Here is a 22356-nt window from a genome sequence, read left to right on the forward strand (position 1 = left end):
TGTAGTCGTAGTGCTTGTACCGTGCCATCCCTTGCACCCTCTGCGGTAAAGTTCTATCCGGCGATTGTAGCGGTATCCGAGCCCGCAGACCAAGGGCTTCGGGACTTATCCGACAGCCTCAACGCCTCGTTAAGAGGCAAATAATATGTTGGCTAAAATCAGCGACGCAGGAGCAAAAGCCAACTGTTATTTGTCCTACTTTAACGACTTGTTAGTTTACACTTGCGCCAACAACAATGAAAACGAACTTAACCAAACTAGTTGAATCCAATATGAAACTCGCTGATACAAACCAGCCTTTTCTTTTGCTTTAAAGGCCTTAGCTAGTTTAACTACATAATAAACCGACAGAATAACTGCTAAAACTGAAAATACTCTAAATTCAAAAGAAATAATATGAGATTCAGGGCTAAATGCTAAAAGAATGGGGGCGAACATTAATGTTAGTAACATTACAAGGCCAGCAATTGAGTGAACATTGCAATTGAAGCTAGGTTCTTCAGTATAAGGATCTTTGTCCATAGGAAAATAACCAGCTATCAAAGTACCTAAACCATGAAAGATAACTAACCAGCCAGTAATAGTTAAAGCTAAATTTGAATCGGGTAGCTGTGTGATATGCCAGCCAAATAAGCCAAATATTAAACTTAAAGGGTAATTATTTATTAAAGGGGACAATTTCTCTGTTGGGCTACCTGAAGCTCCTAATTCACTGCAAAATTGATTAGAGTGGCTGTAATTAGGATAATATTTAGCAGCGATATAAACGCCTATTGTAATCCATACTGTAGCGATAACTCCTGATATAGCAGCGATAAATTCGAACAACACTAAACTCCTTGTGTAAACTAACGCTCGTAACACTTGACCGAAAAAGCGTAGCTTTTTGGGGTCAAGTGCTTACTTTTGTTAGGGCTGAAACTCATATGCTATGGCTTAAAATCCGTATTCTTCTGAACCCAATTGCGTTGGCTAGGAGATAAGGATTGCCATAGCTTTCTTAACTTCCAGTCATCCATTCTGCGTAGCTGTTCCTTTTCTCTATCCCGGCGTATAACTATCTTGAAATCAGATGGTTTATACTCGACGTTATGCTGTTCAAAACGCCAAATTAAAACTGCCAGTTGATTTGGGGTGAACGCATCACGATCCAAAACATAAGAAATAAATGAATCAATATCAAAATCCTCTTCGGACGCAGAGAGCTCAACAAGTGCATTAATCATTCGTCTCTTTCTAGCTTCATTTACAAGGAACCTTCGGTCTCTATTTACTCGTCTACGAGAACCCTCGCGATCAAGTATGACACCAAGCTCATCTGTAGCCGAAATGCCAAATTTGTTGATGCACTCAGACCCCACAAGCATCTCATTTCCATTACTCCGGTTTACTATTTTAAACTGGTAACGAATGTTGGGATGCTCGCAAAGCTCGCAGCTCTCCTTTGGGGCTTCTAAATCATACATATCCCCTGCATAAAGCCATTCACGAAGGGCAATATTAAGGTGATGCTTTTCCTCACTTAAAGGAAGTAGATTATCAGCGCTTCTTACTGCCCAATTCATACAGGTATCTCCAAACCCTAACGCTTGTAACAGGTGACCGAAAAGCGTAGCTTTTTGGGTCACCTGATTACACTTGTTAAATGCAGTTACCCCTTTGGCGGGAACGGATCGTTACCGTGGCTATCTTTCCCGCTGATCTGACCATCTTTATTATGGATGACCAGTTCAGTTCCTTGATTTTGGCTAATTTCACGGGCACGATCAACTGCATCTTGCTTTCTATCAAAATGACCAGACGAACGCTGCCCTCCGCTTTGCTGAATATCCCAACCACCATCTGGATTAGGAACAACATGTGTTGATTTACTGGACATAATTCCTTACTCCTTTAAGGTCGATATTCTGTTTCTTGGCAGCGAGGACAAGGAGGCAAGGTATCTGAGTTATCGTCAAGAACAACAACCTGCCCGCAGTTGGTGCACGTATAAGCACCTTTTCCTGGTTTTTCTCCTGTAGTAGACATATGTCCATTCTCCTTCGTCATGCTGCCAAAATATTATGCCACTGGCAGCTTGCGGCATTTAACAGTGTATTAGACGGCGTGCAGTAATTTACCCATCTATACGGCATGCCGTATAGATCATTTCTACATGGTTGACAGCTTCCACCTGTTGACGCTATTTTCCCGTTCGATATTCCCACTATAAACGAAAGGACTCGTTTGATGGCAACCGGACTGCGCGCCGCTGCCGTTCCGCAGGAACTGGCCCAGCCTTTATTCAATAAAATCAATAATTTAGCCAAATCATCCAGCCAGGCGCACTGGTATATGAAACGGGTCGAGGAGTACCTGCGCGCTACGCCTCGCCGTCCGGTTTCGGCACACAGCGGCGAAGAGGTCAGCCGCTGGCTTGCCGAACTAGGCCGCAAAAACAGGCTATCCGATTGGCAGTTCCGCCAGTGTGTCGAAGCGGTCGGGGTGCTGATGCGGGTGGCGGGTGCGCCGGCATTGCAAGAGATAGACTGGCGTTACTGGTTGGATGGCGGCAAGCCGCTGGAAACGAACCACGCCACCACCGGGCGCAACAATACGCCGGTCCCACCGGCACCGGTCGCGACTGACGACCAGAAGGCCAAGCCACAGCCCGATACAGCGCACGATATTCTCCAACAGGCTGTAATAGCCATGCGTCGCGAGGGGCTGGCCTACAAGACCGAGCAGAGTTACGGCACCTGGATTCAGCGCTACTACGGTTTCTGTTCGACCCGTTTGGATAAACGTGACCCGCAAAGCGTGCGTGCCTTTCTCGACCATCTGGTACTGGAGCGTAATGTCGCCGCCAGCACGCAGAACCAGGCGCTCAACGCGCTGCTGTTTCTGTTCCGCAAGGTATTCGGCAGGGAACTGGGCGAATTGGGCGAGTTCGCCTATGCCAAACGCCCGAAGCGTCTGCCGGTGGTATTGACCCGTCAGGAAATGCAGGCGCTCCTGTCGCGGTTGAAAGGCCGCAACGCTCTGATGGGATCGCTGCTTTACGGCACCGGTATGCGGCTGATGGAGGCGGTTCGTCTGCGCGTGCAGGATGTCGACTTCGGCTATCGGCAGATTCTGGTGCGCAACGCCAAGGGCAATAAGGACAGGGTGGCACCGCTGCCGGAACGGCTGATCGAGGCCCTGGAGGTGCAGCTGGAGTTCGCCCGTAACCTGCATCGGCAGGATCTGGCGCAGGGTTATGGCGAGGTCTGGCTACCGGATGCGCTGAGCCGGAAATGGCCGAACGCCGCCCGCAGCTGGGAGTGGCAGTATCTGTTTCCGAGTACTCGCCTGGCGGTCGATCCGCGTAGCGGTGAAACCCGCCGCCACCATATACACGAATCGGTGTTGCAGAAAGCGGTAAAAAGCGCCTCGCGCCAGGCCGGGCTGACCAAGCGGGTCAGCTGTCATACACTGCGCCACTCCTTCGCCACCCATCTACTGGAGAATGGCTACGATATACGTACCGTGCAGGAATTGCTGGGGCACGCAGACGTGTCGACCACGATGATCTACACCCATGTACTGAACCAGGGCAGCGGGGTGCGCAGCCCGCTCGACTTTTAGTCTGTCAGTAAGGCAGAAAGCACAACAAGCCCCGCCCTTCTCTCCGAACCACCCAAGCGCTGACTTTGCTCCGCCGACAGGCACACAGACCGGCCATATTAAGAAAAAAGAGTCAGGCCGTTTCCAGCCCCATCTTGATACAGCGCAGCAGACCATAGTCGTAGGCACCGGCTAGTTCCTCATAGACCGGTTTCAGCGCCGCGCCGTGCTCGCGGGCGCAGTCGAGGATGGTCTGCTCGATCTGCTGGCGCTCGTTGCTAGGCAGCTCGACCACCTCTTCCACCGCCAACTGGCGGGTCTGGATCGCCTGGGCCAGGTGGCTGTAGATCACGTTGGCCGACAGCTTCTGCTGGCGGGCCACCTGCGGTACCGTCATGCCGGCCTTGAACAGCGCCAGCGACTCCTGTGCCTGTTGGTCGGTGTCCGGCGGTGTCTTGATCTCGTGCTGCTCGATCACCGCGATAAAGTGGTCGGCGTACAGATTGAGTTTGCGCTCACCAACCCCGCTGAGGCGGCGGAACTGACCGTGGTTGAGCGGCCGGTACATCACCATCTCCATCAGCGTGGCGTCATGGAAGATCACGTACGGCGGCACGTCCTGATCATCGGCCAGCGCCTTACGGGCGGCACGTAGTGCGTTCCACAGTTCGAACTCTTCGGCATCCAGCTTCTGCTGCGGCACCTGGCTGCGACGGAACTTGCTCTGTTGGCGGGCGTCACGGCGCAGCTCGATGGTCTCCTCGCCACGCAGCAACGGCCGGCACTGGGCGGCCAACCGCAACACGCCGTGGCCGTCCGGATCAACGCTGAGGTAACCGCGCGCCACCAACTGGCGGAACACCGAGCGCCACTGGTTGCGGTCCACGTCCTTGCCGATGCCGAAGGTACTGAGCCGGTCGTGGCCCTGGTTGACCACCTTGTCGGTGCGCTGGCCGACCAGGATATCGACCACATGGTTGACGCCGAAGCGCTGGCCGCTGCGGTAGACCGCCGACAGCGCCTTGCGGGCCGCCTCGGTACCGTCCCAGACCGGCACCGGCTCCAGGCAGGTATCGCAGTTGCCGCAGGGGGCGTGCTCGGTCTCGCCGAAGTAGCTCAGCAGCGCCTGGCGGCGGCAGCTGGTGATCTCGCACAGGCCGAGCATCGCCTCCAGCTTCTGCCGTTCCACCTGCTTGTGGCTCTCGGCAGCCTGCGACTGCTCCAGCATCTGCCGCTGCCAGATCACATCCTGCAGGCCGTACACCATCCAGGCATCCGCCGGCAGGCCATCACGGCCGGCGCGGCCGGTCTCCTGATAGTAGGCTTCGATGCTTTTCGGCAGATCCAGGTGAGCGACGAAGCGAACGTTGGGTTTGTCGATCCCCATGCCGAAGGCGATGGTGGCCACCATCACCAGCCCCTCCTCCTGCAGGAAGCGGTGCTGGTTATGGGCCCGCAGATCGTTCGACAGGCCGGCATGGTAGGGCAGCGCCTTGAAGCCGCGCTCGCTGAGCCAGGCGGCAGTCTCCTCCACCTTCTTGCGCGACATGCAGTAGACCACCCCGGCATCGCTGGCGTGCTCGTCGCGCAGGAACTTCAGCAGTTGTTCACGAGCGCGGTCCTTCTGACCAATGCGGTAGCGGATATTGGGCCGATCGAAACCCTGTACGAACACAGCCGCCTGATCGAGGCCCAGCCGCTCGATGATCTCCTGGCGGGTACGCTGGTCGGCGGTGGCGGTCAGGGCGATGCGCGGCACCTGTGGGAACAGCTCACAGAGTCGGCTCAACTGCAGGTATTCAGGGCGGAAATCGTGGCCCCACTGGGACACACAGTGGGCCTCGTCGATGGCGAACAGCGCCAGCCGGGTCTGGCCGAGCAGTTCCAGGGTGCGCGGCTGCAGCAGCCGCTCGGGGGCGATATAGAGCAGATCCAGCTGGCCGGAGCGCAGCTGGTGTTCGGTCTCCTGCAACAGGCTGAAGTCCATCGAGGAGTTCAGGCAGCCGGCCCGGATGCCCCACTGGGACAGCGCCGACACCTGGTCCTGCATCAAGGCGATCAGCGGCGACACCACGATCGCGGTGCCCTCGCGCAGCAACGCCGGCAACTGATAGCAGAGCGACTTGCCGCCGCCGGTCGGCATCACCACCAACACATCGCGTCCGCCGCACAACTGCTCGATCACGGCATCCTGCGGCGACCGGAACTGGTCGTAGCCGAATACGTCTTTTAGTACCTGAAGCGCCCTGTCAATCATGGGGCGGCATTATCCTTGATATGTCGGTATAAAGACACCTCTACGCAAAGCGCCCCGCTCGGAGTAGAATGCACCCGGTTTAACCTATTGATAACCGCCTGACTGACAGCGCGGACCTGCCTGGGATACAAGCACCATGAGCCTGAGCGTAACGCCATTGACCGACGATGAACTGGACCTGCTGGACGATTTTCTCTTTTCCGACGCAGTCTCCGAAGAGACACTGGACCTGATCGGTGTTCATGGCCTGCTCTACGCGGTGAATATCAGCCCGGAGCCGATCGCCCGTGACGAATGGCTGTCGGTGATCTTCGACGAGCAGCCGAACTGGGAATCCGACGCCCAGAAAGCGAAGATCGAAGGGCTGCTGGAGCAGCTCAACAAGGAGATCAGCGCCTCCCTGTACAGTGATGAAGGCGTGGATATCCCCTGCGACCTGACGCTGGAACCGGAAGAGGGTGAAGAGGTGTCCGACCTGGTGATCTGGACCCAGGCGTTCATGGAAGGTGTGTTCATGCGTGAAGAACAGTGGTTCAGCGGTGCCCACGAAGAGGCCGCTGCCGAACTGCTGCTGCCGTTCATGGTGGTGTCCGACCTGTTCGAAGAGCCGGAATTCCAGAAGATGCGCAACGACAAGCGGATCGCCGCCGCAATGTGCGCCCAGCTGCCGGAGCTGCTGATCGACCTGTACCTGCTGTTCCACGCGCCGGAAAAGTAATTTGTAATAGTTCCGCCCGATCCCCCGCCGCAACCGCCCGGTTGCGGCGTCTGTTTTTTCTCTACGCAAATTCCGCCTCAACGGCCACCGGGTTCCGCGCTTCGTCGCAGCCCGCTCTGAGGGCGACATCCTCGAACCACGCCAACTCTATAGCGGTCAGCATCCGAAGAGCATGCCAAGCCCGCTGCTACAGGGTCTGTGCCGTAGCAGCCGGCTCCACGGGCGACAAGGCCGCAGATTTCGAAAAAACCGCCATGGGTCGCGGTCGGAGCCCGCTGCTGCAGGGTCTGTGCCGTAGCAGCCGGATCCACGGGCGACAAGGCCGCTGGTTTCGAAAAAACCGCCATGGGTCGCGGTCGGAGCCCGCTGCTGCAGGGTCTGTGCCGTAGCAGCCGGATCCGCGGGCGACAAGGCCGCAGATTTCGAGAAAACCGCCATGGGTCGCGGTCGGAGCCCGCTGCTACAGGGTCTGTGCCGTAGCAGCCGGCTCCACGGGCGACAAGGCCGCAGATCTCGAAAAGCCGCCATGGGTCGCGGTCGGAGCCCGCTGCTACAGGGTTCCGTGCCGTAGCAGCCGGCTCCGCTGGCGACAAGGCCGCAGATTTCGAGAAAACCGCCATGGGTCGCGGTCGGAGCCCGCTGCTACAGGGTCTGCGCCGTAGCAGCCGGCTCCACGGGCGACAAGGCCGCAGATCTCGAAAAACCGTCATGGGTCGCGGTCGGAGCCCGCTGCTACAGGGTCTGCGCCGTAGCAGCCGGCTCCACGGGCGACAAGGCCGCAGATTTCGAAGAAACCGCCATGGGTCGCGGTCGGAGCCCGCTGCTACAGGGTCTGTGCCGTAGCAGCCAGATCCGCGGGCGACAAGGCCGCAGATTTCGAGAAAACCGCCATGGGTCGCGGTCGGAGCCCGCTGCTGCAGGGTCTGTGCCGTAGCAGCGTCAATATTGGAGCTTAAAGTTTCATCAAATGAGAGCCGCCACAATAAGTTGTATTTCAAATACATTTTACTTATTCTGCTCGGAGCCCGCAGTTTTGATGGACAGAAACGCCAATGAGCATTTTCACCCCGATCGTCAGCCGGCTGGCCGGTGCCACCCCGCCGGTCATCGCCCAGCTGCAGCAGCAGATCGAATCACAGGAAGCGGAACTGCAACAGGCCCGCGAGCAGTTACAGCAACAGCAGCAGCATGCCCGCCAGTTGGAGCAGCAGCGTGAACAGGCCGCACAGCAGAGCAAGCACTATCAGCAGGAGCTAAAAGCCCTGTCGCAACGGATGCGGCGGATGCGTCAGTCCTTCGCCTGGCTGGATGCCAATCTGCTGAAAAGTTCGGGGGCGATCGGCGATGCGGTCGGTCTGTCGCAGGCGTCGCGAACAAGGATCGAAACCCTGGCCGATGAGCTGCACCAACTGACCGGCCTGCAGAACCAGCAGCTGAACACCCTGGACGGACTGTTCGAAAAGGTCGACCAGATCTCCGACATCATCGGCAACATCAGCAAGATCGCCGACCAGACCAACCTGCTGTCGTTGAACGCGGCGATCGAAGCGGCCCGCGCTGGTGAACACGGCCGCGGCTTCGCCATCGTAGCCAACGAGGTGCGCACCCTGTCGGGCACCACCGGCGACTCCGCCAGCGAGGCCAACGGTTTCCTCAGCGGCCTGGCCACCACCTCCGACCAGCTGGGCGACATCAACCGTACCCTGGCCAGCCGGGTCGACGAGATCAGCTCCACCACCCAGACCACGCTGGCCGAGCTTGGCGACCAACTGGCACGGATCGGCATTACCCAGCAGGACCTGAACGAAGCCAACTGGCGCTCCAAGCTGGAGCTGGCGATCATCGACGAAACTTTTCTGCGCAACGATGTGATCGACTACGTCAGCCAGCCGGGCAGCGAGCCGCCTGGCAGCGTGCCCAGCTCACGCGACTGTGGTATCGGCAAGTGGTATTACGACGCCGGCGTTCAGGCCCGTTTTCGCCACAACAGCGCCTTCCGTGCACTGGAAAAGCCGCACGACCTGATCCACCAGCATGCCGAGCAGGCCCTGGCGCTGCGCCGCCAGCAGCAACAGCAACAGGCGCTGGAACAGGTCCGGCAGATGGAGGAGCAGTACCGGCTTGTCGAAGAGTTGCTGCTGAAGCTGGTTAACAGAGATTAACTTGGTGCACGGCCGCTGGTCGGGCGCACCAACAGTGCGCCTTTTTTCGTCAGCCAGCCAACAGCCAAACCCCAAGTCACTGTTTTTAAAACAGAAAAGCATTCTGGCACAGAGCCTGCTTTAACCTCGACAACAATCAGAATCGAACAAAGGCGTTCCAACTTCGTCGCACTGCGACGGAGCAGGCACGCCTTTTTTATTTTCTTCACAGTGTCGAGAGCTCCTCCCATGACTGACAGTGGCAAACTCAACCTGCTTTCCTTCACCGGAAAGATGAAGATCCTGCATCTCAGCTGGATCGCCTTTTTCATCACCTTCTTCGTCTGGTTCAACCATGCACCGCTGCTCGGCGTTATCGCCGAGTCGCTGGGGCTGAGCAAGGCAGAAGTGAAAACCCTGCTGATCCTCAACGTGGCGCTGACCATCCCGGCCCGGGTACTGATCGGCATGCTGACCGACAAGTTCGGCCCGCGGCTGGTCTACGCCGTGCTGCTGGCACTGGCCAGCCTGCCCTGCTTCCTGTTCGCGCTGGCCGAGGATTTCCAGCAGGCGGCGATCGCCCGCTTCCTGCTCGGCTTTATCGGCGCTGGTTTCGTGATCGGCATCCGGATGGTCAGTGAGTGGTTCCCGGCCAACGAGCTGGGCACCGCCGAGGGGATCTACGGCGGCTGGGGCAACTTCGGTTCCGCCGCCGCTGCGATGTTGCTGCCGACCCTGGCTTTGATGTTCGGTGGCGAGCATGGTTGGCGCTGTGCGGTCGGTATCACCGGCGCCATCTGCCTGCTGTTCAGCGTGGTCTGGTACCGCAACGTCAGCGACACGCCGAAGGGCTCCACCTACTTCAAGCCGAAGAAGATCGGCGGCCTGGAGGTGACCAGCGTCGGTGATTTCTACTTCCTGCTGATCATGAAGCTGCCGATGTACGCCGCCCTGGCGCTGCTGACCTGGAAGCTGTCACCGGCCGGCGTCAATATGCTGAGCGACGGCATCGCCACGCTGATCTACTTCGGCCTGGCGGCGATCTTCGTCTACGACTGCTTCAGCGCCTACCAGGTCAACAAGGAGATCTTCAGCAAGCCGGTACCGGAGATGCACCGCTACAAGTTCAAGCAGGTGGCGGTATTGAACGTACTCTACTTCGCGACCTTCGGTTCCGAGCTGGCGGTGGTATCGATGCTGCCGCTGTTCTTCGCCGAAGTGTTCGAGCTGGATATGGTCTACGCCGGCCTGCTGGCCTCCGGCTACGCCTTCATGAACCTGATGTCGCGTCCCGGTGGCGGCTGGCTCAGCGACCGTTTCGGCCGCAAGAAAACCCTGCTGATCCTGACTGCCGGCCTGGCCGCCGGCTACGCCACCATGTCGCTGATCGACAGCAGCTGGCCGCTGGCGCTGGCGGTGATCGCGGCGATGGCCTGTTCGTTCTTCGTGCAGGCCGGTGAAGGCGCGGTATTTGCCGTGGTGCCGCTGATCAAGCGTCGGCTGACCGGCCAGGTGGCCGGCATGACCGGTGCTTACGGCAACGTCGGCGCGGTGTTCTACCTGACGGTGCTGTCGATGGTCAGCTACCAGGTGTTCTTCACGGTGATCGCCGCCACTGCGATGCTCGGCTTCCTGGTGTTGCTGTTGCTGGAAGAGCCGCGGGGTCATATGGCCGAGGTCAACGAGGACGGCAGCGTCGAACTGATCAAAGTGACCTGAGAATCGACCTGATAACCGGCCTGATAAATGGCCTTGACAGCGAGCTGAACCGGAGAGGATGGCAGGCGGCCCTGACGGCCCCTGCCCGTTGAACGATGCAGCAACTGAATACCAAGCGAAAACTACGGGTACGCTTCGGCGGCCACTCCGACGCAGGTGCCAAGCCGGTCAACCAGGACGCCTTCGCCGCCTTTCACCCACCGGGTGGCGAGTGCGACTTCAAGGGGATAGCCGCGGCGATCGCCGATGGGGTCAGCAGCTGTGCCGAGGCCCATATCGCCAGCCAGACCAGCGTCACCAGCTTCCTCAGCGACTATTACAGCACGCCGCACAGCTGGTCGGTGCGCAACTCGGCGGCACGGGTACTACGGGCGATGAACAGTTGGCTGCATCAGCACAACAGCCGTACCCATCGCGAGAAGGACAGCATGCTGTGCACCTTCTCGGCAGCGGTGATCAAGTCCAACACCCTGCACTGCTTCCATGTCGGCGACTCGCGCATCTACCACTATCGCAACGGCCAGTTGGAGCAGCTGACCCACGATCACCTGCGCACCGAGAACGGCCGTTACTACCTGGCCCGTGCGCTGGGCGGCGACCAGCACCTGCAGGTGGATTACAGCCAGCAGCCCCTGGCCGAGGGCGACCTGCTGCTGCTGACCACCGACGGGGTGCACGAGCATGTCAGCCCGCTGCAGATACGGCGGCTGCTGGAGAGTGGCGGCGAAGACCTGGAAGGCACCGCCCAGCAGCTGGTGTCGATGGCGCTGGCCAACGGCAGTCAGGACAACGTCACCGCGCTGCTGATCGCCGTCGACCAGCTGCCGCTGAAAACCCTGGACGAGAGCCACCAACAGCTGAACCAGTTGCCGATTCCGCCAGTGCTGGCGCCGGGCAACCGGATCGACGGCTACGAGGTGCAGGAGGTGATCTTCAGCGGCAGCCGCAGCCATATGTATCTGGTGCGCGACCCGGACAGCGGCCGCCAGTACACCTTGAAGGCACCGTCGCTGAACTTCAGCGAAGACGCGCTCTACCTGGACGGTTTCAGCCGCGAAGAGTGGGTCGGCCAGCAGATCGCCCACCCCAACGTGATGAAAACCTTCCAGCCGCCGCGGCCCAAGCAGTTCCTCTACTACCTGGGCGAATATATCGAAGGCCAGAACCTGCGCCAGTGGATGCACGACCATCCGCAGCCGTCGCTGGACCAGGTGCGCCAGCTGGTGCGCCAGATCGTCCAGGGGCTGCGCGCCTTCCAGCGTGCCGACATGGTGCACCAGGACCTGAAGCCGGAAAACATCATGATCGACCGCGACGGTCGGGTGAAGATCCTCGATTTTGGCACCGTGCTGATCGCCGGGGTCGAAGAGATTGCCTCGCCGCTCGACAAGTCGGTGCCGCAGGGCTCGGTCAATTACGTGGCGCCGGAATACCTGGTCGGTGAACCGGGCAACTTCCGCTCCGACCTGTTCTCGCTGGCGGTGATCTGCTACGAGATGCTGACCGGCGAATTGCCCTACAAGGAGCCCTCGGTTAAACGCACCCGGCTGCCCAACTACGGTGCGCTGCATTATATTCCGGCATTGCGCCACCGCCGCGAACTGCCGCTGTGGGTCGAGGGCTGCCTACGCAAGGCGCTGCAGGCCAACCCGCGCCACCGCTATCCGGCGTTGTCGGAGTTCCTGCACGACCTGAGCCAGCCGAATCCGCAGCTGGAAGCACAGATCCAGCAGCAGCCGCTGCTGGAGAAGAATCCACTGCTGTTCTGGCGGCTGTTCTGTGCGCTGCTGCTGCTGCTGAACCTGGTGCAGTTGCTGAGTTGATGCTACCTGTTCAGGCTTCGCTGGCCGACAACGCCCGCACCAGCATCTTTTCCAACGCTTCGGGCTTGGTGACCGGCGCGAAGCGTTGCAGCGGACGGCCGTCGCGGCCGATCAGGAACTTGGTGAAGTTCCACTTGATAGTGCGGCCCAATAGCCCGGGCAGTTCGCGGCAGAGATACTGGAACAGCGGGTGGGCATTGGTGCCCTTGACCTCGACCTTTTCGAACATCGGGAAGCTGACCCCGTAATTGACCAGGCAGCCTTCGGCGATCTGCCGGCTGTCACCTGGCTCCTGCTGGCCGAACTGGTTGCAGGGGAAACCGAGAATCACCAACCCCTGATCGGCGTATTTGTCGTAGAGCGTTTGAAGCCCCTGATACTGAGGCGTGAAACCGCACTCGCTGGCGGTATTCACCACCAGCACCACCTTGCCTTCGAACTCGGTCATCGAAACCGGCTTGCCCTGCAGACTGGTGGCGGAAAACTGGTAAAAGGCATTCATCGCTCGTGTCCCCGGAATAGACCGAATACTATGCATTCAAATTAGTTGGCAACACAAACAGCGCCAAGCCATCTCCCGCTGCTGACGTCACCAGCCCGCAATGACCGGTAGTTGCTGAGGCACCATTCCCAACGGTCAGCCCTCTGTCCGCAAACCGGCCCCGCAACTCCATTCGCACCCGAAGATTAACTACAAGCCATTATTTTATAAAGAAAAAACAGCGACCAAAAAGCGTATCCAGCAGGCTATTTATAGGCTATATAGTGATTCTGTACGAATTTCTTCGGAGCATCCATGTTTGAACGCCCCCCTTACCCCCAGCCCCATCGAGTACGCTGAAACCTTCGACCGGATCGCCGACGCCCTGCACGGTCCCGGCTACACCATCCTGCCGAACGCCCTGCCCGACAATCTGAGCCTGGCCCTGCGGGAGCATTGCCAATCGCTGCACCAGAGCGAGTTCAAGATAGCCGGCATCGGCCGTGACCAGGAGCATCAGCTAAACCGCAGTATCCGCAGCGATACGATCCACTGGCTGGAGCGCGGCCAACCGGCAGTAGACAGTTACCTGGATTGGACAGAACAGCTACGCCAGGCAGTGAATCGCCGGTTGTTCCTTGGGTTGTTCGATTACGAGAGCCATTACGCCTACTATCCGGAAGGCGCCTTCTACAAGAAGCATTATGATGCGTTCCGGGGGCAAACCAGCCGGGTACTGACCACCGTGCTCTACCTGAATCCGGACTGGCAACCCTGCGATGGCGGCGAACTGCTGATCTACGATGGCGAAGGCAGGGTACTGGAAAGGGTCCGGCCGGAATTCGGCACCCTGGTGATCTTTCTCAGCGAGGAGTTCCCGCACGAGGTGTTGCCGGTCAACAAGCCGCGCTACAGCATTGCCGGCTGGTACCGGGTCAACAACAGCCTCGGCGACGCTATCGATCCGCCGCGCTGAGTTCCGCCGTTGCCCCGTTGCTCAGGTAGACGGTACAGACCACCCGCAGCAGCGAAGCAAAGTTGCCGATCTCGCCACGCCGCTCGCGTACTTCGCGGTACAGGGTATTGATAAAGCCGGCCAGCGTGCTGCCCTCGCCGGCCGCAATCTCCTCGAGGATCGCCCAGAAGCGTTGCTCCAGCCGGATGCTGGTCACCGCGCCATCAAGCCGGATCGAACGGGTGCAGCTTTCATACAGCTCGGGCGAGGTGCTGGCGTAGATATCACACATGGCAGACTCCTTTATCCTCGGTCCGCACTATCAAAACTGAAAAACCGGCCGCGACGCAAGTCGCGGCCGGTTTTTTAGGTTTTTTAAGTTCTTCGCGGATTGGTGGGGCTCATTTATACGTCAGTCAGAGTCCTGCCGCTGGCTGCCCCCTAACTGCGCCGACCGCGACGGGGTTAGCGTAGTCCGCATGTGTCGCCCACGGAGGGGGCTGCTACGGCAGAGCCCGGTAGGGCGTCACCTGGGGCGCCACCGCCGCAGGCGGTTGAAAACGCCTATCGGCGTTTGGCCGGCCAGGTCCGGCCTTACATGGCGTGGTGAAGAACCAGCCTTGTAGGGTGGGCACGTTTTTTGTGCCCACGCGGCGCTTGTTGACTTGGTGTAGATGTTTCCCGCTATTCCGCGAAGAACCTTTTTATAGTCTTGGCGCAACGCTTACAGGGTAATCCGTGCCCCCAGCGCCTCGACGAACTGGCGCAGCCACTGCGGATGGGCCGGCCAGGCCGGCGCGGTAATCAGCGTACCGTCGGTTACCGCCGCATCGATCTCGATCTCCTGGTAGTGGCCGCCGGCCAGCTGTACTTCCGGTGCGCACGCCGGATAGGCGGAGACCTTCTTGCCGTCGATCACCCCGGCCGCCGCCAACAACTGGGCGCCGTGGCAGACCGCCGCGATCGGCTTGTTCTGCTCGGCGAAATGGCGGGTGATCTCCAGCACCCGCGCGTTCAGCCGCAGGTACTCCGGTGCCCGCCCGCCCGGTACCAGCAGGCCGATATAGTCCGCCGGGTCGACCTGGTCGAAACTGGCGTTCAGGGTGAAGTTATGGCCTGGTTTCTCGGTGTAGGTCTGGTCGCCTTCGAAATCGTGCACCGCAGTACGCACCTGCTCGCCGGCCTGCTTGTCCGGGCAGACCGCATCAACCTGATAACCGAGCATGCAGAGCGCCTGGAACGGCACCATGGTTTCGTAATCTTCGGCGAAATCCCCCACCAGCATCAGAATCTTGTTATCGCTCATCGCATCACTCCTTTTTATCGTTGGCTGTCGATCAGCCGACAGGGCCATTCCAGCAGTCTACTGAACGGTTTCAGGGGACGGGTATTAGCCTGGTACTACAGATCGCCAGCTGCCGATCAGACGGCTACCGCATAGCGATAGACCGCCACGAAATGACAGCTGGTACCGGCGATGACGAACAGGTGCCAGATGAAGTGACCGTAACGCAACAGCGCGTCGGTAACGAAAAACAACACCCCGACGGTATAGCAGATACCGCCGGCCAGCAGCCAGGCCAGGCCTGCAGGATGCAACTGTTCCATCAGCGGATCGATGGCGATCAACACCAACCAGCCCATCACCAGGTAGAGGCTGGCCGAGGCGACCGGATGGGATAACCGGCCCAGGGTCTTCAGCGCGATACCGGCAACCGCCAGTGCCCAGACCATGGCGAGCATTGACCAGCCCCACTCATCGGGCAGTACAGTCAGGGTGAACGGGGTATAGGTACCGGCGATCAGCAGGAAGATCGCCGAGTGTTCGATAATCCAGAAGATCCGCTTGGCGCGCCCCATTGGCAGGGCGTGATAGAAGGTGGAGGCCAGGTAGAGCAGCAGCATGGTGGCCGAGAACACACAGGCACCAACGATGAAGGCGGGCTCGGCCAACCGCACCGCCCGCAGGATCAGGAACGGGCTGGCCACCGCGCTGGCGACGAAGCCGACCCCGTGGCTGATACTGTTGGCCAGCTCTTCGCCCCGTGTCTGCAAGCGACTGGCCCCCACCCAGCTCATCTCGAACGACCTCCACGACAACCAATACATATTAGTCGTCAGCCGTCCTGGTTGGTTCCATCAAGGTGCCGGCGCCGGGCCGTTGCTCAGGCCGCCTGCTTCGCCTCGGTTTGACGCTGCTTGCAGCGTACATAGAGCACCTTGTCGACCCGCGCCACCAGCTCGCCACGCTGGTCGACCACCTGTACCTCGAACGACGGCAGGTATTTCTCGCCATTAGCGGTGCGCGATCGGATCTCCTCCAGTTGACGATCATCCAACTGAATCAATGCCCTGACCGTGCCTCGTCCCGGCCGGACGAACTCGATCGCGGCGGACTTGTCCCAGACCACATACTCTTTACCCAGCAACTGCATCAACATCAGCATCAACTGCGGATCGACCATCGAGTAAAGGCTACCGCCGAAGTGGGTGCCCACCACGTTGCGGTTATACCAGCGCAGCTTCATCGACACCCGCGCCTCACGCCAGTCGGCGCTGATGTAGTCGGTTTTGACGCCGGCCCCCAGGTAGGGGCCGTAGATGTTCAACAGGAACTTCATCAACCGCGGTGTCCATCTCATCGCTTTATTCTCCCTACGGACCGCCGGACAGGTAGTCGACGGTCGCATCTGACTTCAGGGCTCGGGCTAAGCCAGCGGTTCGTTGTGTTGAAGCTGCTGCTCCAGCGCGGCCAGATCGCCCAGTACCCAAACATCGCTAATCAGCCCGTCGCGGAAGCTGAACAGTGCCGCCCCCTGCCAGCTCAGACGCTGGCCGGTAGGCGAGTAGCCCATGAACGCATGTTGATGAATACCGGTAAAGGTCATTTTCGCGAACACTTTGTCCCCTTCCGCTACCAGCTCTTCAATAATGCAACGATAGTCGGCCAGTGCTTCGTGCAGCCGATCAACATAGCTGGCAAAGCCGGCATGGCCCTGCTTCTGCTCACCCAATGAGCCACGAAAACTGACATCTTCGTGCAAAATAGACCGCATTTCGGACAGATTATGATCGTTCCATAGCTCCGCATAAAAACGGCGTACTTGATCCTTGTTCATCACGTTCCCCGAGACGTTGGAAAAACTTCATCATCTCGAGAATGCCAGAGCGGGCTTTGATTTGCAGCCGGCATCCGTGCCGGCCTTGCTGGTAGGGACTGGGGTCTGTAACAGGGAGCGAAACGATTAGAAAGTGACGCTCTGCACAATTACCCGTGAGGTATCGGCCAACCGGATGGAGGCGGTTTCGGTTTTCCTGGCCGCCTGGTTGGCCTGCTGGGCGGCGTCCTGGATGGTTTCGACATTGCGGGTCAGCTCCTCCGCCGCCGAACTCTGTTCGGTGGACGCGGTGGCGATCATCGCGCTCATATCAGCGATCTCGGCCACGGTCTGCCGAATCACCGCCAGTGCTTTGCCCGCCTCACCGGCCTGCTCGACACACCCCTGCGCCTGGGCCCGACCATCCGCCATCACCTGTACCACCTGATCCGCCTCCCGGCCCAGACGCTGGATGGTGGCGTCGATGGTGCGGGTCGACTCCTGGGTACGCTTGGCCAGCTCGCGCACCTCGTCGGCCACCACGGCAAAGCCGCGTCCCTGCTCGCCGGCGCGAGCCGCTTCGATCGCCGCATTCAGTGCCAGCAGGTTGGTCTGGTCGGCGATCTCGGCGATCACGCCGGTTGCCCGGGCGATATCCTGGGTTGCTTCATGCAATGCCTGGATCTGGCCCGATGCCCGCTCCACATTGTCCGCCAAAGTATTGATCGCCGTGACCGTCGCCGTGACCAGTTGCTGTCCCTGCTCGGCCACCTCGCTGGCGGCGCAAGTCTCGTCAGATGTTTGCGTAGCATGACGCGCCACTTCCTCGATTGCGGCGGACAGCTCGCCGATATGCAGCGATACCCGCTCCAGTTCAGCTACCTGGCGGTCGATCGCCGCATTGGCCTGGCGGGCGATATCGATGGTTTCCTGGCCATGCGTGTCCAGCTCGCCGACCGAATAGCTGATCCGCACATTGGCCGCCCGGACCCGCGACCGCTGCACCAGATCGGCCAGGTAGAGCTGGCCCGCTTCCGATACCGCATTAGCGAACATCTCCTGCAATATCGGCGAGTCGATGGTTCGGCGGGTATTGTTGGTAATCTGGCGGATCGGCGCCAGGCAGCGGTAGCCGATCAACATCATAAGCAGCGCGATAATGGCGCTGGCGACACTGCTGATCAATGGATCGAAGTCGGCCAGCCAGCTGGCCGCCAACGGCAGCAGCGACGCCGCGAGCGCCACCATCACCACCCGGGCCGAAGCGCTGATGTCATGCAGCGAATAACGGCGCCGACCGGCATTGAGGCGTGTATAGACCTGCCGGGCACGCCGCTTCTGGTTGTGTGTCGGCAGAGTACGCACCGACTGGTAACCGATGGCGCGGCCATTTTCGATGATCGGCGTGACATAGGCCTGCACCCAGTAATAGGCACCATCCTTGCAACGGTTCTTGACGATACCGATCCACGGCTGGCCGGCCTTCAGCTTGCTCCACATATCGTCGAACACCGCCGGCGGTACATCGGGGTGGCGCACCAGGTTGTGCGGCTGGCCGATAAGCTCCTCCCGGCTGAAGCCGGATATATCGACAAAGGCGTCATTGACGAAGGTGATGTTGCCCTGCAGGTTGGTGGTCGATATCAGCGGCATACTTTCGCTGAACGTGCGCTCGACCTGGTTGACCGGAAGGTTTTTCCGCATCCGTGCATCTCCACAATACAGATGGCCACACCGTTACAGCGCAATAGGTTGATCAACCTCTGCGCTGAGAAGAGCGGCTCTAAATGTGATATTGAAACAAGCGGCGAGAATTCTACTGACGACTTCCAAATCAAGCTATAACAAAAACGGGCAACAGATAACAAAAATAGCCGCACAAGCGGCCATTTTAATTTTAAATCCGTTGTTATTGATTCAGGTCAAGCTTGGCAATTAGCCATTACCCTCTATCACAACATTATTAGATAAATATTCAGTTCAGCTAGTCAGAGCTGTTATTTATCGGCCTTGGAACCGCCCATACAACGCGGCGACAGCGGTGCCTCGCCCTCCCGCTGCTGCCACTCCTGCGGCGTATAGAGATGCATCGACAGCGCATGAACCGGACCGGCCAGCTCATCGGCCAGGATCTTGTAGATCGTCTGGTGACGCTGCACCAGGCGCAAGCCGGAAAACTTCTCGGACACTACCACCAACCGGAAATGAGACTCGGTTGCCGGCCCCGAATGCATATGGCTTTCATTTTCGATTACCAAATAATTAGGTAATAACTCATCATTAAGTTTTGTATTAATACTGTTTTCGATGCTCATCTAACCAATTACCTATTAACAAATTATTCGCCAATGTCTCTATTTTTCGCCATAGCGATAAAGCGACGATGAATTCGCCGGGTTGCGAACCAGACCGTGCCGACAATAACCGGCACGGAAATACCCAGCACCAGGCTCTTATCAAATTCCACGCCGCTGCCATAGAGCGCTTCCAGCAGATACTTGACCAGGCCGACCGCATAATAACTGATCGCCGCCACCGACAGCCCCTCTACAGTATGCTGCATCATCAACTGAATCCGCGAGCGGCGGTCCATCGACGCCAGCAGCTGCTGGTTCTGCGCCTGGATCGACAGCTCGACCCGGGTGCGCATCATATCGGCGACCCGGTCGATACGCCGCGACAGATCCTCCAGCCGGTCACCGATCGCATGGCAGGTACGCACCGCCGGGGTCAAACGACGGGTCATGAATTCGCTGATCGTCAGGTGGCCCGAGACCTCGTCCTCACGCAATTCGTCCAGCCGCTTCACGACCAGTTCATGGTACGCCTGGGTGGCACTGAAGCGGAAGGTCGATTCCGCCCGACAGGCCTCAACCCGCGCCGCCATATCGGTCAGCTGGGCCAGCAATGCCCGCTCGTCGACCGGCTCGCCGCCGTCGGCCAACGCCCGGGTGACCTCGGCCAACTGGTCGTCCATCGCCGCCAATTGCGGGCTGAACCGTCGCGCCGTCGGCAACGCCAGCAGCGCCATCAGCCGGTAAGTCTCGATCTCCATCAAGCGCTGCACCAGTCGGCCCAGCTGGCTGTCGCTCATCTGCTTGTTGTAGACCAAAAAGCGACCGAAGCCGTCACTGTGCAGCTGAAAAGTCGTCCAGACCCGGGCATCGCCTTGCTGGGGGCTGCTGCCGACCAGCCGCATCCCCTCGAAGAACCGCTTGACCAACGGCAACATCAGTTCGCGCTGGTTACCCCCTTGCTCCACCGAGACATGAAAGGCCGCCACCACACTACCCGGTAGCCGGGCCAGCCAGCCCTCCGGCAACGGGCTGATGCCACTGACATCAAACGGACTGCCGCCAACCGGCACCTTCATATTGACGAAGGTGTAGGAGGCGAACTCCATATGCTTCTCGCGGCGGACCCTGAAGTTGCCAAAGTCCAGCTGCAGGCAGATGTCGTCGTGGACCGGCGGGTCGATGCCAAACTGACGGCACAGCTCAGCCAGGTGCTCGAACTGGCGTTGCTTGTCAGCTTCGTCACAAACTACCGCGATCTGGGTGATTCGGGCCGGGCTGCCTATCACCTGGAACGGCCGCGAGTGCAGCTCGGCATAAAGACTGTCACGCAACGGATGCAGCGCCAGCCCGTGTGGCGTCATTTCAGCGGTCATGGGATCTCCCTAAAAAGTGCATTTGAGCCATTGTCGGCATGTCGGGCCCGGCAACGCAATAATTCATCCAGGGTATATGGGGTTATCAAAAAGTACCCCGTCGAGCCCAACTGGCGGTTAGTCCTCCAGTGCCGCCGTCATCAGCGGCGCCCGCGCCAGGTCCAGTGCCAGTACCTGCGGTTGCAGCTCGAACCATGCCAGAAACATCTGCAGGCTGCGGTTCTGCGGCCAGCTGTCGCCGATCTCATCCCAGGCGGCCAGTTCATTGTCGAAAATCTCGGCCCAGTGGCGCTCCAGCGCCTGCTGAAACTCGCCCTCATCGGCCACCTCATCGATCAGGTAGACGGTGCCCTCCTGCCGATGCTCGGCCAGCGACAGCACCTGGTTCAGCCCGTCCGGGTCCTGCTGCAGCCGGCTGGCCCAGTCCGCGAAGGGTTGGCGTGGCAGTACCGCGAAGGCGGAACGGTTCAGCAACTTCATGGTGTGGATCCTTACTACGACCCGTTTACACCCATTCCGCCGACCGCGAAACTAGTGTTAACAGGCTTTGATGTCGATATACTGACGGGCTTTGAACAGCCCGCCAAACCTCAGAACGTGATCATACCCGTCCTGCCCGAACTTAACAGCCGCGCGCAATGGATCGCCTTCTGCCGCCGCGAAACGCCCTATTGTTTCGTCGCCACGCCGGAGTGCCTGGTCGATATGCAGACCAGCTACCTGCAACTGACCCTGCTCAGCGATATTCCGGACGGTAAACAGCCGGTCAAGTACAGTCTGGGCTCACGGCTGTCGGTGGAACCGGTCTGGCAGCTGATCAAAGGCTGCCAATGGAATCTGGCGACCATTATCGAGGGGCTGGAGGCGCTGGATTTTCGCAGCAACGTGCGCGACAACTCGCTCCTCGGCGTACATACCGATCTGACCGTCCGCAAGTTCTTCGCCAAGGAGCGCCCGCTGATTGCACCCTCCAGTATCGGGCTTCTGCAACCGCTGCACGAGGCACCGCCGATCTGGAGCGCCCGCCCATTGATGGCGTTGCTGGCCAACGGCCAATACCAGGATCTGCAGGGCCGGGCCGGCAGTCCAGCGCCGCCGGTCGCACAACTGCTGCTGCAGATGATGGAGCAGCCGCAATCGTGGCTGGGCCACGAACATCGCGGCCGGCTCTACCTGCTGCACGAGCGCAAGGCGGTCGCCAGCCTGCTGATGGAGCTGAAGCCACCGAAGCCACGGCTGGCGCCGGACAGTTTTGTGGATAATGTCGCAGAGTGGATCAATTGAAGCCCCCAGTAGGATTGCGCGTCGTAGCAGCCCGTTCCGAGGGCGACCGGCCATGGTACCGACGGAGCCGCCACAGGTCGCGGCTGAAGCCCCTCCCACAGGGTTGCGCTTCGTAGCAGCCCGCTCCGAGGGCGACACCCGCAGCATACGACAGCCCGGTCGCGGTCGGTACCCAAAGGGCATGCCAAGCCCGCTGCTACGGGGCGTTATCCTGCGTAGCAGCCCGCTCCGAGGGCGACACCCGCAGACTGCGCCACCCCTGTCGCGGTCGGAACCCGCTGTTACGGGGCATTATCCTTCGTAGCAGCCCGCTCCGAGGGCGACACCCGCAGCATACGACAGCCCGGTCGCGGTCGGTACCCAAAGGGCATGCCAAGCCCGCTGCTACGGGGCATTATCCTTCGTAGCAGCCCGCTCCGAGGGCGACACCCGCAGCATACGACAGCCCGGTCGCGGTCGGTACCCAAAGGGCATGCCAAGCCCGCTGCTACGGGGCGTTATCCTTCGTAGATACCATCTCTCGATTCCGGCCACAACGGCCTTTTACGGCAGTTGTGGTTGGAATTCTTGCTGGTTTTTCACCACACCGAAACAGATGTGTACCAGCTTGCGCATGGCGGCGCCC

Annotated in this window: 23 protein-coding genes; 7 read left to right on the forward strand and 16 right to left on the reverse strand. The window is 59.4% G+C overall.

All coding sequences use genetic code 11. The features are described from left to right. Positions 1-216: 216 nt before the first annotated feature. From K6T12_RS19145 to K6T12_RS21890, 4 genes are all read right to left on the reverse strand, one after another. Positions 217-828 carry a DUF998 domain-containing protein gene (locus tag K6T12_RS19145; protein WP_222224503.1) on the reverse strand — a complete coding sequence of 204 codons (612 nt, stop codon included), beginning with the start codon at positions 826-828 and terminating at the stop codon, positions 217-219. A 101-nt stretch (positions 829-929) separates the two neighbouring features. Continuing rightward, on the reverse strand, positions 930-1565 hold the full coding sequence (locus tag K6T12_RS19150) for a hypothetical protein (RefSeq protein ID WP_222224505.1): 636 nt from the start codon (positions 1563-1565) through the stop codon (positions 930-932). 86 nt (positions 1566-1651) lie between these two features. After that, on the reverse strand, positions 1652-1879 hold the full coding sequence (locus K6T12_RS19155) for a DUF2188 domain-containing protein (protein ID WP_222224506.1): 228 nt from the start codon (positions 1877-1879) through the stop codon (positions 1652-1654). 14 nt (positions 1880-1893) lie between these two features. Continuing rightward, positions 1894-2049, reverse strand: a complete 156-nt coding sequence (locus tag K6T12_RS21890; protein WP_390879100.1) for a zinc ribbon-containing protein — start codon at positions 2047-2049, stop codon at positions 1894-1896. A 180-nt stretch (positions 2050-2229) separates the two neighbouring features. On the opposite strand from K6T12_RS21890, the gene K6T12_RS19165 reads away from it, so the two are divergent. Continuing rightward, the gene (locus tag K6T12_RS19165; RefSeq protein ID WP_315853632.1) at positions 2230-3606 is read left to right on the forward strand and encodes an integron integrase; all 1377 of its coding nucleotides are present in this window, start codon (positions 2230-2232) and stop codon (positions 3604-3606) included. A gap of 112 nt (positions 3607-3718) precedes the next feature. Here K6T12_RS19165 and recQ read toward each other — a convergent pair whose 3' ends face one another. After that, positions 3719-5842 carry a DNA helicase RecQ gene (gene recQ, locus K6T12_RS19170; RefSeq protein WP_222224509.1) on the reverse strand — a complete coding sequence of 708 codons (2124 nt, stop codon included), beginning with the start codon at positions 5840-5842 and terminating at the stop codon, positions 3719-3721. 136 nt (positions 5843-5978) lie between these two features. Between recQ and K6T12_RS19175 the strand changes: the two genes are divergently transcribed. Together K6T12_RS19175 and K6T12_RS21800 are read left to right on the forward strand one after the other, a co-directional pair. Next, positions 5979-6560 carry a YecA/YgfB family protein gene (locus tag K6T12_RS19175; RefSeq protein WP_222224511.1) on the forward strand — a complete coding sequence of 194 codons (582 nt, stop codon included), beginning with the start codon at positions 5979-5981 and terminating at the stop codon, positions 6558-6560. A 1052-nt stretch (positions 6561-7612) separates the two neighbouring features. Next, positions 7613-8722 carry a methyl-accepting chemotaxis protein gene (locus tag K6T12_RS21800; protein ID WP_222224512.1) on the forward strand — a complete coding sequence of 370 codons (1110 nt, stop codon included), beginning with the start codon at positions 7613-7615 and terminating at the stop codon, positions 8720-8722. Here the strand turns inward: K6T12_RS21800 and K6T12_RS19185 are convergent. After that, positions 8719-8973, reverse strand: a complete 255-nt coding sequence (locus K6T12_RS19185) for a hypothetical protein (RefSeq protein WP_222224513.1) — start codon at positions 8971-8973, stop codon at positions 8719-8721. The two genes, K6T12_RS21800 and K6T12_RS19185, sit on opposite strands and share 4 nt — an antisense overlap. Here K6T12_RS19185 and K6T12_RS19190 point away from each other — a divergent pair. Both K6T12_RS19190 and K6T12_RS19195 read left to right on the forward strand, forming a co-directional pair. Beyond that, positions 8951-10420, forward strand: coding sequence for a NarK family nitrate/nitrite MFS transporter (locus K6T12_RS19190; protein ID WP_222224515.1), 1470 nt, complete (start codon positions 8951-8953; stop codon positions 10418-10420). The genes K6T12_RS19185 and K6T12_RS19190 overlap by 23 nt on opposite strands. A 95-nt stretch (positions 10421-10515) precedes the next feature. Beyond that, a complete protein-coding gene (locus tag K6T12_RS19195; RefSeq protein ID WP_222224516.1) occupies positions 10516-12243 on the forward strand; it encodes a bifunctional protein-serine/threonine kinase/phosphatase in 1728 nt (575 codons plus the stop codon). 10 nt (positions 12244-12253) lie between these two features. Here the strand turns inward: K6T12_RS19195 and K6T12_RS19200 are convergent, their stop codons facing one another. Then, on the reverse strand, positions 12254-12745 hold the full coding sequence (locus K6T12_RS19200) for a glutathione peroxidase (RefSeq protein ID WP_222224517.1): 492 nt from the start codon (positions 12743-12745) through the stop codon (positions 12254-12256). Between the two features lie 298 nt (positions 12746-13043). Between K6T12_RS19200 and K6T12_RS19205 the strand changes: the two genes are divergently transcribed. Beyond that, positions 13044-13700 (forward strand): 2OG-Fe(II) oxygenase, encoded by a 657-nt coding sequence (locus tag K6T12_RS19205; protein WP_255611915.1) that lies wholly within the window; start codon positions 13044-13046, stop codon positions 13698-13700. On the opposite strand, the gene K6T12_RS19210 is transcribed toward K6T12_RS19205, so the two are convergent. From K6T12_RS19210 to K6T12_RS19250, 9 genes are all read right to left on the reverse strand, one after another. After that, positions 13681-13971, reverse strand: a complete 291-nt coding sequence (locus K6T12_RS19210; protein WP_222224518.1) for a ribbon-helix-helix domain-containing protein — start codon at positions 13969-13971, stop codon at positions 13681-13683. The genes K6T12_RS19205 and K6T12_RS19210 overlap by 20 nt on opposite strands. Before the next feature lie 432 nt (positions 13972-14403). Next, positions 14404-14985, reverse strand: a complete 582-nt coding sequence (locus K6T12_RS19215) for a DJ-1/PfpI family protein (RefSeq protein ID WP_222224519.1) — start codon at positions 14983-14985, stop codon at positions 14404-14406. Positions 14986-15101: 116 nt separating this feature from the next. Further along, the gene (gene trhA / locus K6T12_RS19220) at positions 15102-15758 is read right to left on the reverse strand and encodes a PAQR family membrane homeostasis protein TrhA (protein ID WP_222224520.1); all 657 of its coding nucleotides are present in this window, start codon (positions 15756-15758) and stop codon (positions 15102-15104) included. 86 nt (positions 15759-15844) lie between these two features. Beyond that, positions 15845-16321, reverse strand: coding sequence for a DUF4442 domain-containing protein (locus K6T12_RS19225; protein ID WP_222224521.1), 477 nt, complete (start codon positions 16319-16321; stop codon positions 15845-15847). Between the two features lie 66 nt (positions 16322-16387). After that, positions 16388-16798 carry an ester cyclase gene (locus K6T12_RS19230; protein WP_222224534.1) on the reverse strand — a complete coding sequence of 137 codons (411 nt, stop codon included), beginning with the start codon at positions 16796-16798 and terminating at the stop codon, positions 16388-16390. Between the two features lie 126 nt (positions 16799-16924). Further along, positions 16925-18481 carry a methyl-accepting chemotaxis protein gene (locus K6T12_RS19235; protein ID WP_222224522.1) on the reverse strand — a complete coding sequence of 519 codons (1557 nt, stop codon included), beginning with the start codon at positions 18479-18481 and terminating at the stop codon, positions 16925-16927. Positions 18482-18774: 293 nt separating this feature from the next. Beyond that, the gene (locus K6T12_RS19240) at positions 18775-19092 is read right to left on the reverse strand and encodes a BolA family protein (RefSeq protein WP_222224523.1); all 318 of its coding nucleotides are present in this window, start codon (positions 19090-19092) and stop codon (positions 18775-18777) included. Between the two features lie 23 nt (positions 19093-19115). Further along, entirely contained in the window at positions 19116-20447 is a 1332-nt protein-coding gene (locus K6T12_RS19245) for a DUF3422 family protein (RefSeq protein ID WP_222224524.1), read from the reverse strand. A 117-nt stretch (positions 20448-20564) separates the two neighbouring features. After that, positions 20565-20927, reverse strand: a complete 363-nt coding sequence (locus K6T12_RS19250) for a hypothetical protein (RefSeq protein ID WP_222224525.1) — start codon at positions 20925-20927, stop codon at positions 20565-20567. A 117-nt stretch (positions 20928-21044) separates the two neighbouring features. On the opposite strand from K6T12_RS19250, the gene K6T12_RS19255 reads away from it, so the two are divergent. Then, on the forward strand, positions 21045-21731 hold the full coding sequence (locus K6T12_RS19255; protein WP_222224527.1) for a hypothetical protein: 687 nt from the start codon (positions 21045-21047) through the stop codon (positions 21729-21731). The last annotated feature ends 625 nt before the right edge of the window (positions 21732-22356 follow it).

This window comes from Marinobacterium arenosum (assembly GCF_019795155.1).
GTDB lineage: Bacteria > Pseudomonadota > Gammaproteobacteria > Pseudomonadales > Balneatricaceae > Marinobacterium_C > Marinobacterium_C arenosum.